Source organism: Acidomonas methanolica (assembly GCF_004346035.1).
Classification (GTDB): domain Bacteria; phylum Pseudomonadota; class Alphaproteobacteria; order Acetobacterales; family Acetobacteraceae; genus Acidomonas; species Acidomonas methanolica.
Window position 1 is genome coordinate 43,843 of record NZ_SLZN01000018.1, and the last position, 16,127, is coordinate 59,969.

Consider the following 16,127-nt stretch of genomic DNA (forward strand, 5'->3'; position numbering starts at 1 on the left):
GCGGAAGATGATGGCAGGAGCGGGTTTCCGATCATAGGCGGCAAAATCTTAAAAAGCCGTTGCTTTGGGGCCATTACCTCCGGGACGCCGTGCCGCCTGACAGCCGGCTGGAGATGACGGCCATCAGGAAGATGGCGTCGGCTCGGTTTCGGAAGGAAGTTGCAGGGGCGAGCAGGCCGCCTGGGCGGCTCGGCCAAGGACGATCATGCGGCGGGCGGCGACCGCGCCTCCGGCCATGTCGCCCGCGACGTGAGCGAGGAGCGGCGAACTCAGCACGGCATGGGCGGCGGTGTTGACGGCGGCTTCCGTGACGGCGGTGGCTGAGGCGGAAAGGGCCGTACGGCGGAGCAGGCCGAGCGTGGCGAAAAATCCGGGTCTCAACCCGTAGAGCGCCGCGATCTGCCGGATCAGCCGCGTGGCGCGCCAGGCGATGAGAAGCACGACGAGGGACGGCGCGGGGGTGGCGGCGAGCCCGGCGACGATCTGAAGGGCCGCGCGGCGGCCGAGCGCGTCCGCACGGGCGCGGAGATCGGCGGCGAGTCCGGCGCGGAGCAGCGCGAGGACGGCGTCCGGGTCGTTCTGCGCGTCGATGGCGGGACGATAGGCCGCGCCGCCCTCGACTTTCGAGAGCCAGAGGCGCGCGGCATGGAGGCGGCGATGAGCATTCTCCGAGGCGAGGTCGGCGCGGAGCCTGTCGACCGCGTGGAGACCGGCGAGGCCGCGCAATTCATTGAAAATTCCGGCGAGCACGAGGCCGAAACCCGTTACGGCGACCGCCAGCGTCAGCCAGCCGAGCCATGCGGCCCGGGTGAATTGCGCGGCGACGAAATTGCCCACCTGCAAGGCGGCGAGCCCGAGGGCGAGGACGGAAAATCCGCTGAGCAGGAGGATGACGCCGCCGGGCAGGCGGCGGGAAGCGGGCGCGCCGTCCTCGATCGGCGGCGGGGCGGCCTCGACGCGCGCCATCCTGCGATTTTCCGTCTCGATACGCGGCCCGGGGCGCATTCCGGGGCGCAGGGGGGGAGCATCGGTCACAATACGTCCTCGAGCAGGAAAAGCAGCATGTCGTCGATGCCGATCGTCGGCATGGCCTGGCGGCCGAGTGGAAGGCGGCCAGGCTCGAAATCCGGCAAGGCGAGAAAAGGATGGGTCCAGAACTCAGGGCCGGGCGGCTCGGGCGGCACTTCTCCGGGATAGGAGCGCGTCATCCGGTCGTCACCCATCAGGCGTCCGCGCACGGCGGAGACGGGATGGCCGTCCAGTGTCCATACGAAGTCTTCCGTGCAGCGGAGCGCCGCGACGGCGAAGGCGCGTTCCATCGCGTCGCCCCGGACGGAAGCGTCACTTTCCGTCAACGCGCCCATCAGCGCGCGGAGATTGTGTCGCTGGCGCTCGGCGACGTGATCGGCCTTGCTGGCGGCGAAGGCGACGCGCCGGATCGCGGGCGGCGGCAGGCGGCCCCGCATCAGGGCTCCGAGCGCCGCCGCCCAGCTCGACTGTCGGCGCAGGGCCTGCGCCGCCTCGCCCAGCGCCTCGCGCGCATCGGCGAAGGCCACGGGGCCGGTATGCAGCGCCCCGAGCACGTCCGCCAGCACGATCAGTCGATCGACGCGCCCGAACATCGTGTTCACGAGGGAGTTTTCCGTCGCGGCCCTGTAGGCGTCGAAACGGCTCGCGAGCAGGCGGGAGAGCGGAGAGTCGGCATCCAGCGGAAAGAAGTCCATCCAGGCCGGAGCCGGACCGGGCGGCGGCATGAGGAAGCGCCCGGGCTGGAGGAAGGAGAGGCCGTCCGTTTCCCGCAAATGGTGCAGAAACCGGCTGTAGAGCCTGTGTCCCGTGGTCGCCACGGCGTCGCCGGCCTCGGCGCGGGCCGGCAGGGCCTGGGCGAAGGCAAGGAAGGCCGTCTTCGCCTCCGAGTCCGGCGCCTGGGCCAGCCGGGCGAGGGTCGCGCGCGACCATGCTGCGAAATCCTGCGCGATCATCGGCAGGTCGAGCAGCCATTCGCCGGGGTAGTCCAGGAATTCCAGCCGCAAGGCGCGGCGCGGCAAGAGGCCGTCGCGCGTGATATCCAGCGCCAGCCGGGACACGCTGTCCGTCCGTTCGGGCCAATGCGCCGGGTCGGCGGCCAGCGCGTCACGCATCCGCGCATAGGGAAAGCGCGGCAGGTCGTCCGCGCCGGAGTCCGACAGGGCGGCGCTGCGGATGCGCCCGCCCAGCGCGCCCGGGGCGAGGAGTGCCGCCGCGAGCGCGGTGAGCAGCACCGTCTTTCCGGACCGGGCCAGCCCCGTCACGCCGATCCGCACTGTCGCGGGGCGCAGATAGTCACGTGGATCAACTGCCAGTCCGGTCCAGAAGCGCGTCAAATCCCTGTCCTCCGGGTGATACGCTTATCATATGTGGAGCCACGCAGGCAGGGGCCGGCTTCCGGCCGTTTTTGAGGTGCGCCTACCAGAGATAAAGCAGTTTTATATAATAAGCGTCCGTTTCCGGCGTGTAGCGTCCTTCGGCGGAGTGGGAATAGCGCGCCGTGATCGAATAATTCGGCGCGATGTTGAACATCATGCCGACGCCGAGCGCCACTTCCCGGCTGCTGGTGTTGGGAAGCCAATGCGACATCGTGTTGTCGTAGGTGCCCATGACATTTTGCCAGTCCAGCGCGAAAAACGGTTCGACCAGTTTGCTTGCCTTCCAGCTGAAGCGCAGATTGGTGAAGAAGGCCGTTCCCGGATGATAGCTATGCTGCCCCTTGACATGCAGGGTCGAGGACGGGGCGGCCCCGAGATCGCCGTCGAAGCTGAAATGCTTCCACTCATAGTCGAAAAAGAAGGTCGAAATATTTGTCCAGTAATTTGTCGAAAGGGCCTGCCGGGTGCCGAGCGGGGCTTCGAAGAAAACCTGTATGCCGAATGTGCTCTTGTGATTCGGTTTGAACCACGTCGCTATCCCGGCGATGGTCGGCCCCATGCCGCCATAGTTTTTTCCGTTGGCGAGAACAAAGCTCTCCGTCGGGATCAGTTCGAAGGCGAAGCCGACATGGGGAATGGCCTTGAAGGACCGGAAATACACGTATTTCGTCAGCCCGGTCCATGTATGGCTTCCACCCGTCGGCTGCCGCCGCCCCTGCCCGTCATAGGTGGAGCCGGCGGCGTTACCGTCGCCATACTGGACGAGCGCGTTGAATGGCTTGAAATCGACCGGCAGGTCGTATTCATGCGGGCCGATGACCGCGAACGTAATGTTTTCCGCTTGCGCCGAAGGGCTGTATCCGAAACAGAGCGCGGCAACCGCGAGGCAAAGCGGCCCCGTCCGCCGCAAAAATCCGTGCGACGTGTCCATGGATCTGATCCTGTCAGTAAAGTTGCGGGGCGGCCCGCGGGACCGCCCCCGTTTTTGCCGCGCCTAGCGGGCGGCCGTGCCTTCGTTTCCGTCGAGCGTATAGGCGATGATGTAATCGCCCGATCGCGTCGCGAGGCCGCCATGACCGCCGGCGGCGATCAGCACATATTGCTTGCCGCCGGTTTCATAGGTCATCGGCGTCGCCTGGCCGCCGGCGGGCAGGCGGTCGCGCCAGATCACGTCGCCTGTCGCGAGGTCGAAGCCGCGGATGTAGTCATCCGCCGTGGCGCCCATGAACATCACGCCCCCCTTGGTCGCGATATTGCCGCCGATATTGAACATGCCCGTATGCAGCGGCAGGTTGAAATGCACGCCGAACGGACCAGTATCGCGTGTCGTGCCGACCGGATGCTGCCAGACGATCTTCTTCGTCAGGAGGTCGATGGCCGTGAGCGTGCCCCAGATCGGGCCCTTGCAGGGGATGCCGATCGGATTGAGCCACGGCGCGGTATAGGCGATGTAAGGCGTACCGTAATCCGGCGAGACGGCCAGCGCATCGCCTTTCGCGGCGGGTTCTTCGCCCTTGCCGTTCCATTTGGGCAGGATTCCGGCCTTCTCGATCGCGTTCCGTTTTTCCAGCCGGATACGGAAGGGCATATAGGCCGCATTGGCGAACATGAGCTTGCGCTGCGGATCGATGGTGACGCCCTGCCAGTCCACGATCCCGTAGAAGGCGGGATAGACGATCGTGTCCTTTCCGACATGGGGCGGCGTGAACTGCCCGTCATAGGCGGTCTGGCGGAACTGGATGCGGCAGATCATCTGGTCGAACAGCGTCGCGCCCCACATGTCGGATTCCGTGAGGTCCGCCGGCGTGACCGAAGGCATGTTCGCGGGATAGGGCTGTGTCGGCGAGACATGGTCGTCCGGCGCCACGCCGGCCGTCGGAACCTTGCGTTCCTCGACGGGATAGCCCGGCGCGGGCTGGCCCGTGCGGCGGTCCAGCACGAAGAATTCGCCGCGCTTCGTGCTCTGCACGAGGGCGGGAATGACGCTACCGTCAGGTGCGGGCAGATTGACCAGCGAGGGACCGGCGGGAATGTCCATGTCCCAGAGGTCATGGTGAACCGTCTGGAAGGTCCAGCGTCGTTCGCCCGTCACGATGTCGAGCGCGATGAGGGCCGATGAGGTGGCGTCGTCGAACGGGCGACGCGAACCGCCCCAGTTGTCTGGCGGGGCGTTGCCCGTCGGCACGTAGACCATCCCCAGATCGAGATCGGCCGTATAGACGCCCCAGCCATTCGGCGTATCGCGCGTCAGTTCCTCGCCCGGGCCGGGCGTCCACGTCTCCGGATTATGCCCCGCATCCCAGGCCCAGACGAGCTGGCCTGTGGTGGCATCGAAGCCGCGTACTGCGCCGGAGGGCTCGAAATTGGCCTGATTGTCGAAAATCCAGCCCCCGGTGACGAGGCGGTTTTTCGCCACCATCGGCGGCGAGGTCACGAAATGGAAACCGTGCGGCACATTGCCCATATGGTCCCGCAGGGAAATGAAGCCGTGATCTCCGAAATCCTCGCAGGGTTTGCCGGTCTCCGCATCGAGCGCGACCATCCGCACGTCGGCGACGGGCGAATAGATGCGTGTGCGGCAACTCGTCTGGATTTCGTCCGGAATGCGGTAATAGGAAACGCCGCGGCAGGAAAGATACACGTTTTTCGCCTGATCAGCGGCCGCCGGGTGGGGGTCGAACTTCCATTTGATTCGGCCCGTCGCCGCATCCAGGGCCATGACCCAGCTATGCGGCGTGCACATGTAAAGCGTGTCGCCCACCTTGATCGGCGTGACCTCCAGATTGAACTCATGGCCCCGGTCCGGCCCCGCATTGACACCTTCGCCAAGCAACTGGACGTCGCCTGTCCGCGTCATCCACGCGCGTTTGAGATGCCCGATATTGGCCGGAGTGATCTGCGCCAGCGGAGAATAGCGATCGCCGCCGGCCGTGCGGCCATAGGCCTCCCAGTCGCCGGGGGGCACGCCGTCGGCGGCGGGATCGGGCTGGCCATGCGCGTTCATGCGGCCGGCGGGCACGACGCCGTTGATCGAATGGGATTGGAACGAGGCGACGAGCAGAACGACGACGGCGAATCCGACGGCGCCCAGCAATTCCCGCTTGTCGCGCATCCAGTCCGCCTGCTCGCGCCAGATGCCCGGCAGGAGCAGCCATATCCCGATGAGCAGCAGGGTCACGAGCCTGACTTCAAGCCCCCAGATGTCGAGCCCGGACTCGAAAAGCGCCCAGATGACGGACAGGACAAGCAGTCCCGCATAAAGCTGCTTGGCGAGGCGAGGGCGTTGCAGCCCCGTCGCGGCGGCGGCAAGGACGACGCCGCCCGCGAGGATGTAGAACCACGATCCTCCCAGAAACAGCAGTTCCGCTCCTCCAAAAAACAGGAAGAGTCCGACGACTGCGAGCAAGGTCGAGGTTATGACGCTCAATAACCTCCCGTTACCGCTGATCATTGATGTTCTCTCTCTTCAGGTCATGCGCGGCATGGCGCGCTCCCGCATGGAGGGTCGGGTTCTGCATCAGAACACTCACCTGTCCGCGCCGGAGGGGGCGTGCCCGCATGTTTCGCTCCGAAAACGTGTTCCCGGCTGACGCGCGATGTGCGCGTCCCCGCCGGGCACCGCTTTTTCGGTCCCGCATTACGTGACGGTCATGTCATTTTCGTTGAGGCTCACGACTTCGTGCTTGTGGCGGAAAAAACTGTGTCAACCCTGACACAGGGATCGCGAAGCGGAGTCGGGGGGGCTGACTCAGGGCACGGAAGAGCAACGCGCGGGCATGTCGCTCCGCGCGATTCCGCTGGCGGATTCTCAGATGTCGGCGTTTCCGTGTCGCGCGCGCTCGGCGTTCATCGCCCGAATCTTGCGGTGCATGGTGGATCGGCTGATGCCGAGCAGACGCGCGGCGGGCGCGATCTTGCCTTGTGACATGGCCAGCGCGCCTTCGATCACGGCGCGTTCCGCCTCGCGGAAATCGGGCGTGCCTGTCGTTCCCGCGTCGAGATCGAAACAGACCTCGCCCGCGCTGTCTTCCGGCAGGTTGAGCATGTTGCGCGCGGCGAATGTCGCCCCGACGATCACGCGCGCCTCGTCGAGCGCGACCATGGGGAGCGAGATATTGCTGCTTTCACCGAGCATGACCACCGTGCGGTTGCGAAAGACCTCCAGAAAGCTGCGCCGTTCCATGCGCCGCGCCGCATCGATCAGCACCGCTTCCATCATGCTCGCGACCCGCCCCGTCGGGTCCGGGCGCGTGGAGCTGACATCCAGCGCGCCTGCGATCTTGCCGTCCGGGCCGTAGAACGGCACCGCGGAACAGGTGAGGTAGCGCAGCCCCAGACGCCAGTGCTGGTCCATATGCACCGTCACCGGAGCCTGCTCGGTCAGGCAGGTGCCGAGGCCGTTCGTGCCGGCCTCCTCTTCCGACCAGCGTGCGCCCGGCCACAGGTTCCAGCGGCGGCATCCCTTCTCGAAAGGCGGATCGCCGCGCCGCGCCACGACGACTCCCTCCCGGTCGGCGAGGAGCACGGTGTAATCGAGGGTGGAGACGATTCCGTGCAATCTGTCGAGTTCCGGATCGGCGACCTTCATGATCGTGCCCATCCGTTCGCGCGCCTGGCGCAGTTCCGCAGAACACAGGATGTCCTCGACGCCCACGCCGTGCGAGTCGAGTCGATAGGACTCGGCGCAACGCTGCCAGGAGCCATGCAATTTGTGCGGCAGCGTCATGAGCAGTTCGCGGCTGATCGGTCCTGTCGTCATTTTTTTCTCGTCCTTCCGGGTGATACCCATCAGCCGCATCAGATATGCGACACTTTGATGCGCCGCATTTCACATGATCGTTATGATCAAAACATACCATCTTTACGTTTCGCCGCGCGAGACGCTGACGTGTCGCAAGCCAGAAGCGGCGGAACACCGCGCGGCATTCTGACGAACCGCGAGCAGGCGGGAAACGAAACACGCCCAGGCGGCACAGATATTGGGAATGAGAAATGCAGATCGCACGTGAGGTCCTTCTGCGCTCCTATCGCGCCATGCGGACCATCCGCGACTTCGAGGAAAGATTGCATGTGGAGTTTGCCACCGGGGAAATTCCCGGCTTCGTGCATCTCTATTGCGGCGAGGAAGCGTCCGGCGTCGGCGTTTGCGCGCATCTTACCGACACGGACACCATAGCGAGCACCCATCGCGGCCACGGCCATTGCATCGCCAAAGGTGTCGGCGTGGACGGCATGATGGCGGAGATCTACGGCAAGAAGACCGGACTTTGCCGGGGGAAGGGCGGCTCCATGCACATCGCCGACCTGTCTCTGGGGATGCTGGGCGCGAACGGCATCGTCGGCGGCGGCCCTCCGCTCATCTGCGGCGCGGCCCTGTCGCACAAGCTGCTGAAGGATAACGGCGTCGCCGTCGCGTTCTACGGGGACGGCGCGTCGAACGAGGGCAGCACGCTGGAGAGCCTGAATCTCGCGACGGTCTGGAATCTTCCGGCGGTGTTCGTGCTCGAGGATAACGGCTATGGCGAGGCCACCGCCTCGTCCTATGCCTGCGCCGGCTCCCAGAAGGCCCGCGCCGCCGGATTCGGCATGCCTTATCTCGAATGTGACGGGTCGGATTTCTTCTCGGTCTATGAAACCGCCGGAGAGGCGATCGCCCATGCCCGTTCCGGCAAGGGGCCGATCATGGTCCATGTTCATCTCGCGCGCTGGTACGGCCATTTCGAAGGCGATGCGATGACCTATCGCGCCAATGGCGAGGTGGCGAAATTGCGGGCCGAAAAGGACTGCCTCGTGCGGTTCCGGAAGCAGGTCGAGGAATTCAGCCTGCTGGAGGCCGCCGATCTCGATGCGATCGACGGGAGCGTCCGCGCGGAGATCGAGGCCGCCGTCATCGGCGCCAAGGCCGCGCCGGTGCCGGAACCCGCCGAACTGCTTGAAGACGTCTATGTGAATTATTGATCGCGTCAGGAACGGAAATCATGTCAAGAAAAAGCTTTCGGCAGGCCATCAACGAGGCGCTGCGACAGGAGATGCTGCGCGATCCGCGCGTGATTCTGATGGGAGAGGATGTCGCGGGCGGCCAGGGTGGCAGTTCCGGCGTCTCCGACGCCTGGGGCGGCGTGCTGGGCGTGACCAAGGGGCTCTACACCGAGTTCGGGCCCGATCGCGTGCTCGATACGCCGATCAGCGAGGCGTCCTATGTGGGGGCTGCGGCCGGGGCCGCGGCGACCGGCCTGCGTCCCGTGGCGGAGGTGATGTTCATCGATTTCGTCGGCTGCTGCCTCGACCAGATCATGAACCAGGCCGCCAAGTTCCGCTACATGTTCGGCGGGAAGGCCCGCACGCCGCTCGTCATTCGCGGCATGTATGGCGCGGGTTTTTCGGCGGCGGCCCAGCACAGCCAGGCGCTCTATCCGCTTTTCACCCATATTCCCGGGCTGAAGGTCGTCATTCCCTCCTCGCCCTATGAGGCCAAGGGCCTGCTGATCGAGGCGATCCGCGACGATGATCCGGTGATCTTCCTTGAGAACAAGGTCATGTACGATGACGAGGAAGACGTGCCCGACGAGCCCTACACCATTCCCTTCGGCGAGGCGAACCTCACGCGCGAAGGCGAGGACGTGACGATCGTCGCTTTCGGACGCATGGTCAATTTCGCCAATCAGGCGGCGGACAAGCTGGCGAAGGAAGGTATTTCCTGCACGGTCGTCGATCCGCGCACGACCTCGCCGCTCGACAGCGACACGATTCTGGATTGCGTCGCCGATACGGGGCGTCTCGTTATCGTCGACGAATCCAGCCCGCGTTGCAACATGGCGACGGACGTGGCGGCGCTGGTGGCCGAGGAGGCGTTTGATGCGCTGAAGGCTCCGATCCGGCGCGTGACGCCGCCCCATACGCCCGTGCCCTTCGCCTCGATTCTCGAGGATCTCTACATGCCGAACCCCGCCAAGATCGAGGCCGCCGTGCGTTCGGTCATGGGGTACAAAGCAAAGCAGGAGGCCTGACCCATGGCTGGCACGATAATCCCGGTGACGATGCCGAAATTCGGTCTGGCCATGACCGAGGGCAAGATCGCCGGCTGGCTGGCGCATCCCGGAGACGACATTTCCGCAGGCGCGGAACTGGCCGAGATCGAGACGACGAAAATCACCAATGTCTATGAAAGTCCCGCGAGCGGCATTCTTCGCCGTCAGGTCGCGTCGGAAGGGGAAACGCTGCCTGTGGGCGCGCTGATCGGCGTGTTGGCGGAAGGCGAGGTGACGGATGACGAAATCGATTCATTCGTCACGACATTCCAGAGCGAGATGGCGACAACCGGGAACGACGACAAGGCCGACGGCGCCGTCATGCCGGAAATCGTCACGGTGGGGTCGCGCCGCATCCGTGTCCAGGACGCGGGGAAGGGGGCTGACGGCGCGCCGCTGCTCCTCATCCACGGGTTCGGCGGCGATCTGACCAACTGGATGATGACCCAGGGAGGTCTGGCCGGTCAGGTTCGCGTGATTTCCTTCGATCTTCCGGGGCATGGGGAATCGACGAAAGATGTCGGGGATGGGTCGCCCGCGACGCTCGCCGCGATCACGAACGACCTGCTCGACACGCTCGGACTCGCGCGCGTGCATGTCGCGGGTCATTCTTTGGGCGGCGCGGTGGCGCTCGAACTCGCGAAGATCGCGCCATCCCGCGTGGCGTCGCTGACTCTCGTGGCGCCGGCGGGGCTGGGAGACACCATCAATGAGGCGTTCATCGACGGGTTCATCAACGCCGACCGGCGCAAGACGCTGGAGCCGGTATTGCAGATGCTCGTGCATGACAAGGCCCTGATCTCGCGCCAGATGGTCGATGGAATCATCCGCTTCAAGCGCCTCGACGGCGCGATGGCGGCGCTGAACGCCATAGCCCGCGCCAGTTTCGAAAACGGGCGCCAGAAGGAAAATCTGCGCGGCGTTCTGGAGCGGTTCGACGGGCGGGTTTCGGTGATCTGGGGGGCCGAGGATGAAATCCTGCCTGTCAGCGGTGCGGAGGGACTGCCGGCGAAGGTGGCCGTCCATGTGCTGCCCGACACCGGACACATGCCGCAGCTCGAGCGCAGCGCGGAGGTCAACGACCTGTTGACGGCGACCATCTCCGCCTGATCCCCGGAGACCTCGACGAGCCGGCACGCCTCAATCGAGGATGTCAGCCGGACAGGATCATGCAGGCCTCATGTATGATCCGCGAGGCGATGCCGTCGCTTCACTTCTGTCCAGAGGCTTTCCAGCGTGGAGAGGTCCTGCTCCTGGAGCGCCTCGCCGCGCGCGGCGAGGATCGCTTCCATATCGTTGAAGCGTCGGGTGAATTTCGCGTTGGCGCGGCGCAGGCAGGCTTCGGGGTCGAGGTCGAGCTTGCGGGCGAGGGTGGCGACGGTGAAGAGCACGTCGCCGATCTCGTCCTCCAGCCGGTCGCGGTCGCCTTCCGGCAACTCCGCGCGGACCTCGCCGATTTCTTCCTCGATCTTCTCCAGCACGCCTTCGGGTTCGTCCCAATCGAACCCCGCCCGCGCGGCGCGGGCGCCGAGCTTGGCGGCATGGAGCAGGGCGGGAAGGCCGCCCGCGATCCCGCCGAGAATGCCGTGCTCCGCCTTCTCCGCGCGCTCGGCGGCCTTGGCCGCTTCCCACGCGCCGGGAGCCGAGGCGGCTCCTCCGAAAACATGCGGGTGGCGATGCACCATCTTGTCGGCGATCGCGCGGGCGACGGCGGCGAAATCGAAGCGGTTCTCCTCCTCGGCGATCCGCGCCTGATAGACGACCTGCAACAGCAGGTCGCCGAGTTCGCCGGGCAGGGCGGACCAGTCCTCCCGGTTTACGGCGTCCATCACCTCATAGGCTTCTTCGATCGCGTAAGGGGCGATGGTGGCATGGGTCTGCACCCGGTCCCAGGGGCAGCCGTTTTCCGGATCGCGCAGCCGGGCCATGATGGCCAGAAGACGCCCGATTTCCTGTTCCGCCGCGCTCATGCGCCCGTCCTCCGCCCCGAACTTTGGCCCGTTCGGCGTTTCATCGCATAGATCAGCGAAAGAACGGCCACGCTGCCGATGCTCGACAGCACGGTCCCTCGTTGATCCGGCTGAATCAGCATGGCGAGCATCACCATGGCCATGCCTCCCAGCATCAGCATGTTGAGACCACGTCCCAGGGGCAGCGTAAAGACCGGGTCGTCCGGCTGTTCGCCGCGCATCGCCCAATGGGCGGACACGATGAGCCCGTAGACGACGAGGATCACCGCGCCGGTCGCGCTGATGAAGAAGGCGAAGATCACGCCGGGGGAGAGGATGGAGCAGAAGGCGACGAAGAGTCCGATGAGGCTCGATGCCAGCACGGCGCGCTGCGGCACGGCATGACGGCTCAGATGGCGGAAGGCATCCGGCGCGTCCCCTTTCTCCGCAAGGCCGTACAGCGTGCGGGAGGTGATGTAGATGCTGGAGTTGAGGCAGGAGAGAACCGCCGAGAACACCACGATTTGCAGTGCCATTGACGCGCCGGGAATGCCGAGGGCCTGCATCACCGTCACGAAGGGGGAGTGGCCCGGCACGATGCTGGTCCAGGGCACGAGGCAGAGGATCACGCCCACCGACACGAGACAGAACAGCGTCAGGCGGAGCCCGATCCGCCGTGTCACCTTGCCGAGATTCTCCCGCGCGTTTTCCGATTCGGCGGCGGCGACGGTCGCCGCCTCGGAGCCGATCATGGAGAACAATACGGTGGGGATCGTCGCGACGACCGCGGCGAGGCCGTTCGGCATGGGGCCGTTCCCGGCCATGATGTTGGCCAGGGGCGAAATTTTCGGGCCGACGAGATGCAGGAGCGCCGCCGCGCCGAGAGCGGCGAAGGCGATGATGCAGGACACCTTGATGAAGGAGAGCCAGAACTCGCACTCGCCGAAGAGATCGACCGAGACGGCGTTGACGATGTTCACCGCCACGATCAGCAGGGGCGCGAGCATCCAGACCGGCAGGCCGGACCAGCCGTTGAGGATGATCGCGCCGCCGATCGCCTCCGCCCCGATCGTCACCACCCAGAACAGCCAGTAGAGCCAGCCCGCGAGAAACCCCGCGCCCGGTCCGTGCGCGGTGCGGATGCAGTCCACGAACGTGCCGATGCCGGGGCGGAAGAGCAGCATCTCCCCCAGCATCCGCATGACGATGACGACCATCAGTCCGGTGACGACATAGGTGGCGAAGACGGCGGGACCGGCGTCGTGAATCGCAGCCGAACTGCCGACGAACAGCCCCGCGCCGATGGCGCCGCCCAGCGCGATCATGGCGATATGCCTGTCCTTCAGCTTGCCGCCCGCGATCAGGGGAGAGTCGGCGGCCGGATCGACGGTAGGCGGGCTCATGGCGGTGGACGCGGGAATGGTGTAATTCTGTTGCATGGCAGGGGATGAGACACCCATCCGCCCGATCCGTCCAGAACGGACGTTTGCCGTCATGGAACGTTTACCTGAGGAAACGATCAGAATGTCCGGTCCTGTGCCCCGCATTTTCATCGACGGCGAGGCCGGGACGACCGGCCTCGGGATTCGCGAGCGCCTGCGCCCCATGCCGGTCGAACTGCTGTCCATCGACCCCGCGCGCCGAAAGGACCCCGAGGCGCGCCGGGCGATGATGCGGGATGCGGATCTGGTGATTCTCTGCCTGCCGGACGACGCGGCGCGCGAGGCGGTCGCCCTGGCGGCCGATCTGCCGCAGACCCGGATTCTCGACGCCTCGACCGCGCATCGCGTCGCCGAGGGGTGGGAATACGGCCTGCCGGAACTGGACGCCGATGCGCCCGCCCGCATCGCCGCCGCCCGGCATGTCGCGAATCCGGGATGCTACCCCACCGGGGCGATCGCCCTGCTGCGTCCCCTGATCTCCGCCGGGCTGATCCCGGCCGACCATCCTGTCTCCATCAACGCGGTCAGCGGCTATAGCGGCGGCGGGAAAAGCGAGATCGAGGCGCATGAGACGCGGGGCGGTCCGGCTTTCGAACTGTACGGTCTGACGCTGGCGCACAAGCATGTGCCGGAAATCCAGCTTTATTCCGGGTTGTCTCGCCGTCCGCTCTTCGTACCGTCCAGCGGTCATTTCGCGCAAGGGATGATCGTCTCCATCCCGCTGCATCTGGACATGCTGCCTGCCCGGCCAAGGCGTGGCGACATCGAGCAGGTGCTGCGCGCCGCCTATGCCGGAAGCCGTGTCGTGACGGTCGAAAGCGCCGATCAAATGCGTCTCGACGCCGAGGCGCTGGCCGATACCGACCGGATGGAACTGCGTGTGCACGGCAACGACGCGGCGCCGCATGTGCTGCTGACGGCCCGGCTGGACAATCTCGGCAAGGGCGCGTCCGGGGCCGCGATCCAGAATGCGCGGCTGATGCTGGGGCTCTGACGGTCCGGGCGCCGGGACGTTTAGAGGACGTCCCCGCCGAGCGTGCGGCGGACGCCGTTCGGGTCCCGCACGCTGTCTCCGGCGGGGCCGATATAGTCCGGGCCGATCGGTACTTTCCCGTGGCCGCCGGGAATGTCGAGCACGTAGGTCGGCCAGGCGAGCCCCGTCACCCGCCCGCGCAGGGCTTCGAGCAGCGCGCGCCCCTCATGGATCGGCACATGGAAATGCGCCGTGCCGGGGGCGGGGTCGAGCTGGTGGAGGTAATAGGGTTTCACCCGCGCCGTGACCATCGCGCGCAGCAGCCCTTCCAGCGCGGGAACGCTGTCGTTCACGCCCCGCAGCAGCACGGACTGGCCGAGGACGGGGATGCCGCGCCGCTGGATCGCGCGCAGCGCCGCGCGGGCGGCCTCGCTGAATTCCCGCGCGTGATTGGCGTGGACGACCATCCAGAAGGCGCGGTCGGTCTCCAGCGCGTCCAGCATCTCGGACGTCATCCGGTCCGGCGCCGCCATGGGCACGCGGCTATGCAGGCGGATGGTTTCGAGATGAGGGATGGCGGTCAGCGCGTCCATGATTCGGCGCAAGCGGCGCGGGCTGAGCATCAGCGGGTCGCCGCCGGTCAGGATCACCTCGCGAATGGCGGGGCGGGCGCGCAGCCAGTCGAAGGCCTGATTCAGATCGTCGTCGGAGAGCAGCCCGCCTTCGGGTCCGACGTGCTCGCGGCGGAAACAGAACCGGCAATACAGGGGACAGATGAGAAGCGGCTTGAGCAGCGCGCGGTCCGCGTAACGATGCACGATGCCCGGAACGGGAGAGAGCGCGTCGTCGCCGATCGGGTCGACGCGCTCATGCGGGGCGATGGTCAGTTCGGCGGGGGAGGGGATGACTTGCAGGCCGATGGGATCGTCCGGCGTTTCGATCAGGGAAAGAAAGGCGGGCGGAATGGCGGTGGCGTAGCGAGCGGCGACCTCGTCGAGCAGAGGACCATCCTCCGGCCGTACGAGCCCATGGGCGATGAGGTCGTCCCTATGCCGCAGGGGCGTGGCGCGGTCTCCGGCGGGAGATTGGGGGTTGACTGGCCTGTCCATGGGCTGGCTGTACTGCACCCATGCGCCGTTTCGCAATGTGAGGCTTTCCGATGACCGATTCGTCCTGGACCGGCGCGCCGCTGGGAGACCGTCTGCCGTTGCTGCATCGTCGCGCGGCGCTCCTGCGGGGCGTGCGCGGGTTCTTCGACGCGCGTGGCTATGTCGAGGTGGAGACGCCCTATGTGGTGCCGTCTCCCGGCGAGGAGGTGCATCTCCGCTGCTTTCGCACGGAACTCGAACGGCCCGACGGCGGAAAAGAGACGCGATTTCTGCATACCAGCCCCGAATTCGCCATGAAACGCATCGTCGCGGCGACCGGGCTGCGCGTGTTCCAGATGGCGCGTGTCTGGCGCAACGGCGAGGCGAGCGCGCTGCATGCGCCGGAATTCACCATGCTGGAATGGTATCGCCCCGGCGCGGGGCTGGCGGATCTGATGGATGAGACGGAAGCGCTGCTGCGTGCGCTTCTGCCGCCGAAGCTGGATCGGCGGGAGGGTGAACTGTCCATCGCCGCGCCGTTCGAGCGTCTGACCATGGCGGAGGCCTTCGCGCGTCATGTGGGCGTCGATCTGCTGGCGATCGGCGAGGACGCGGCTGCGCTGGCCGCCGCTTCCGGGACGCGGCTGCGCGCGGGAGAGACGTGGGAGGACCTGTTCTTCCGGCTGCTGCTCGAACGAATCGAACCACGGATCGGGCGGGACCGTCCCTGCTTCCTCACGCATTGGCCCAGCGCGCAGGCGGCATTGGCGCGGCGCGATCCGGCCGATCCGCGCGTGGCGCTGCGGTTCGAGCTCTATGCGGGCGGGATCGAGTTGGCCAATGCCTTCGAGGAACTCACCGATCCGGTCGAGCAGCGCGCGCGCTTCGAGGCGGATCGCGCCCGGCGCATGACGTTGCATCCGGATCAGAACTGGTCGCTGGATGAAGCGTTTCTGTCGGAACTCGGCGCCATGCCGCCATGCAGCGGAATCGCGTTGGGTTTCGATCGGCTGGTGTTGCTGGCAGTTGGCGCGGCGCGGTTGAGTGACATAGTGTGGCTAAGTTAAAGCAAACGTAAATTGCAACGGTTTTAAGGGCGACGGGGCCAGGTGGAGCGTATGAATGTGCAAAGTTTCCGACCGATCTTCGGTTCTTCCGCACTTTTCGTGATGATGTTTTTTGATTATGCGGGCTGAAGGACACGCGCCCTGAGGAGTTCGAAGCCTGCTCTTCCGAACATGG

General features: G+C 66.0%; 13 protein-coding genes. 5 read left to right on the forward strand and 8 right to left on the reverse strand.

Annotation, left to right across the window (positions count from 1 at the left end):
• Window positions 1-123 precede the first annotated feature (123 nt).
• The 5 genes from EDC31_RS12350 to EDC31_RS12370 form a co-directional block, all read right to left on the reverse strand.
• Window positions 124-1,035: a DUF697 domain-containing protein gene (locus tag EDC31_RS12350; RefSeq protein WP_132127080.1), complete on the reverse strand. Its 912-nt coding sequence runs from the start codon at window positions 1,033-1,035 to the stop codon at window positions 124-126.
• Window positions 1,032-2,363, reverse strand: a complete 1,332-nt coding sequence (locus EDC31_RS12355; protein WP_132127081.1) for a YcjX family protein — start codon at window positions 2,361-2,363, stop codon at window positions 1,032-1,034. Before EDC31_RS12355 ends, EDC31_RS12350 begins: the two co-directional genes overlap by 4 nt.
• 82 nt (window positions 2,364-2,445) lie before the next feature.
• Window positions 2,446-3,336, reverse strand: coding sequence for a transporter (locus tag EDC31_RS12360; RefSeq protein ID WP_042059572.1), 891 nt, complete (start codon window positions 3,334-3,336; stop codon window positions 2,446-2,448).
• 63 nt (window positions 3,337-3,399) lie between these two features.
• Entirely contained in the window at window positions 3,400-5,856 is a 2,457-nt protein-coding gene (locus EDC31_RS12365; protein ID WP_042059575.1) for a membrane-bound PQQ-dependent dehydrogenase, glucose/quinate/shikimate family, read from the reverse strand.
• A gap of 357 nt (window positions 5,857-6,213) precedes the next feature.
• Window positions 6,214-7,164, reverse strand: a complete 951-nt coding sequence (locus tag EDC31_RS12370; RefSeq protein WP_042059600.1) for a helix-turn-helix domain-containing protein — start codon at window positions 7,162-7,164, stop codon at window positions 6,214-6,216.
• A gap of 233 nt (window positions 7,165-7,397) precedes the next feature.
• Between EDC31_RS12370 and EDC31_RS12375 the strand changes: the two genes are divergently transcribed.
• The 3 genes from EDC31_RS12375 to EDC31_RS12385 are packed head-to-tail and all read left to right on the forward strand — an operon-like array spanning window position 7,398 to window position 10,543.
• The gene (locus tag EDC31_RS12375; protein WP_042059578.1) at window positions 7,398-8,363 is read left to right on the forward strand and encodes a thiamine pyrophosphate-dependent dehydrogenase E1 component subunit alpha; all 966 of its coding nucleotides are present in this window, start codon (window positions 7,398-7,400) and stop codon (window positions 8,361-8,363) included.
• 20 nt (window positions 8,364-8,383) lie between these two features.
• Complete coding sequence (locus EDC31_RS12380) at window positions 8,384-9,412, forward strand: alpha-ketoacid dehydrogenase subunit beta (RefSeq protein ID WP_042059581.1); 1,029 nt, start codon at window positions 8,384-8,386, stop codon at window positions 9,410-9,412.
• A gap of 3 nt (window positions 9,413-9,415) precedes the next feature.
• The gene (locus EDC31_RS12385) at window positions 9,416-10,543 is read left to right on the forward strand and encodes an acetoin dehydrogenase dihydrolipoyllysine-residue acetyltransferase subunit (RefSeq protein WP_042059583.1); all 1,128 of its coding nucleotides are present in this window, start codon (window positions 9,416-9,418) and stop codon (window positions 10,541-10,543) included.
• Window positions 10,544-10,611: 68 nt separating this feature from the next.
• Here EDC31_RS12385 and mazG read toward each other — a convergent pair whose 3' ends face one another.
• Together mazG and EDC31_RS12395 are read right to left on the reverse strand one after the other, a co-directional pair.
• Window positions 10,612-11,403: a nucleoside triphosphate pyrophosphohydrolase gene (mazG, locus tag EDC31_RS12390; protein WP_042059586.1), complete on the reverse strand. Its 792-nt coding sequence runs from the start codon at window positions 11,401-11,403 to the stop codon at window positions 10,612-10,614.
• The gene (locus tag EDC31_RS12395; RefSeq protein ID WP_239641686.1) at window positions 11,400-12,842 is read right to left on the reverse strand and encodes an amino acid permease; all 1,443 of its coding nucleotides are present in this window, start codon (window positions 12,840-12,842) and stop codon (window positions 11,400-11,402) included. The genes mazG and EDC31_RS12395 overlap by 4 nt, the downstream gene beginning before the upstream one ends.
• A 64-nt stretch (window positions 12,843-12,906) precedes the next feature.
• Between EDC31_RS12395 and argC the strand changes: the two genes are divergently transcribed.
• Window positions 12,907-13,818, forward strand: a complete 912-nt coding sequence (gene argC / locus EDC31_RS12400) for an N-acetyl-gamma-glutamyl-phosphate reductase (RefSeq protein WP_042059588.1) — start codon at window positions 12,907-12,909, stop codon at window positions 13,816-13,818.
• 20 nt (window positions 13,819-13,838) lie between these two features.
• Here the strand turns inward: argC and EDC31_RS12405 are convergent, their stop codons facing one another.
• On the reverse strand, window positions 13,839-14,906 hold the full coding sequence (locus EDC31_RS12405; protein WP_042059590.1) for a lysine-2,3-aminomutase-like protein: 1,068 nt from the start codon (window positions 14,904-14,906) through the stop codon (window positions 13,839-13,841).
• A 50-nt stretch (window positions 14,907-14,956) separates the two neighbouring features.
• Between EDC31_RS12405 and epmA the strand changes: the two genes are divergently transcribed.
• Window positions 14,957-15,952 (forward strand): EF-P lysine aminoacylase EpmA, encoded by a 996-nt coding sequence (gene epmA, locus EDC31_RS12410; RefSeq protein ID WP_042059592.1) that lies wholly within the window; start codon window positions 14,957-14,959, stop codon window positions 15,950-15,952.
• The last annotated feature ends 175 nt before the right edge of the window (window positions 15,953-16,127 follow it).